At 34.2% G+C, this 1,829-nt stretch carries 1 protein-coding gene; it reads right to left on the reverse strand.

Annotation, left to right across the window (positions count from 1 at the left end; translation table 11 throughout):
- Positions 1–254: 254 nt before the first annotated feature.
- Positions 255–1,829, reverse strand: a 1,575-nt coding sequence (locus tag I3255_RS14025) for a trehalase family glycosidase (RefSeq protein ID WP_238039365.1), incomplete at its 5' end; no start/stop codon positions are given.

The raw sequence follows: 1,829 nt of genomic DNA on the forward strand, positions 1-1,829 counted from the left end.
TATTAACCTATTGAAGGCTCAGTTTTTTCTATAAGCTCGTTATAGCAGAAAGTAGTCATCTAACTCAAGTACCGAGAGCTAAGTTTTCACTGAATCGACTAAATACCCTCGGTGTCCTTATCAGTTAGGTATCTGTTATACCTTTTTTAGATGAATGTTTGGTGAACACACATACCTTTGAGAACAAAAATCAAACTATGTAACAACATCAGCCCATAATGGCTGATGTTGTTATCTATTTTCAAAGTGCAATTTTACATTATTGGGTAATTTTCTTTTATAAGATCACTATAATTCGCACAATTTTCATTCAACTTAAATCTTGAGCTATCATAAACTGGATAAGAATGTTTAGCAGATGCTATTCCTGAACCTTTGACAGTAAAAGTTATTGGTTGCCCAGCCTTAAGAGTAATAGTCTTTTTCACAACGGAAGAATTATCACTATCATCTTGTAGATGTTTAACAGTTAATTTAATGTCTTTATTTGAGCTCTTAGCGGTGATAGTTACTGCGTCACCTACATTACGTTCGTTGGCAATAAGATCGACAAACGTATCTCCCACTTTAAATTGTTCAATACCATGCCTATCTGTTCTACGTAAATTCCACGTAATTTGATTTTCAAGCGCATTAGCTTCTAAACCAATAACATGATCGATTAACGTATTAATTGGATAGATACCTGACCAACCAACAAATTGAGGCCTAACTGATCGAGAACCATTTTCTGCTCCATTATGGTAGTATATTTCTTCATTTGTGTCCCATATTCCACCATGGTTATCTAATGATTTAGTAGGCTTGTACATTTCCCATATGGTACAAATTCGCTTATCTTTCCACTCAGGATAAGTTAAAACATGATTACCCCAGTAATGTGTTCCTCCTCGGAAAATTTCATTAACTGCATTTAGGATCTTTTCCCCTAAAACTGAAGCTTCATGTATATAGCCTTGTTTTCTCAATCCAGCCATAGTTATCATTGCAGTCGGAGTCATAACTCCGCCCATATCATATTCACCAGGTGTGTACTGAGAATGGTTTTTAGACAACACAGGGAGTGGAAACGGTTCAAAAAAATAATCAGGACTAAATAATTTTTCGACCATTAATCCTGCTCGAATACTATTATCGGAAATAATTTCATCTCCAAATAATAATGGCCATGATCCTGCTAAAGTTAGAACAGGCTCTCCTGTTGCTTTATCTAAAAATGTCGATTTATCAGAATTGATATCCACATAGAAATTTGCATTATCATCCCATAATTGATTTATTTTTTCAGCTATAAATAAACCTTTATCTCTAAATCTATTTGCATCATTTTCGTTACCAATCATTTCAGACATTTTAGCCAGACTGAAATATTCATTGGCAACTTGAACTGACATATCTACAGAACCAACATCTTTAGTTTCATATGGTCCATTAGCTCTAGGTAATGAATCAAGACCGTTACCTTGACCATTATTCCAATATAGGAAATGTTTATCTTTTTTATTTTTAGGTTCTGCATGAGCATTTTCAATATATTCTAATTGCTTAGCAATTGCAGGAATAACATGTTCAAAACGAGTTTTATCCCCTGTAATCGTTGCCCAGTTTAACTCTGCCCATGCAAATATTGGAGGATTAGTTTGCTGTGCATCATTTTGTCCATGATCCTCGCCAGTTATTTCATTTAACATGCGATGAATCATACCATTATAATTTTGAGCTCTATAGAAATTATCCTGCGTTGCAATCGCATTAAATGTTTCATTACTATATTTCCAGAATTCAATCATCATCTGAATATCCCACTGGAATAGATCATTGCTAAATGC

The sequence above is a fragment of the Psychrobacter sp. Ps6 genome (assembly GCF_022129235.1).
Classification (GTDB): domain Bacteria; phylum Pseudomonadota; class Gammaproteobacteria; order Pseudomonadales; family Moraxellaceae; genus Psychrobacter.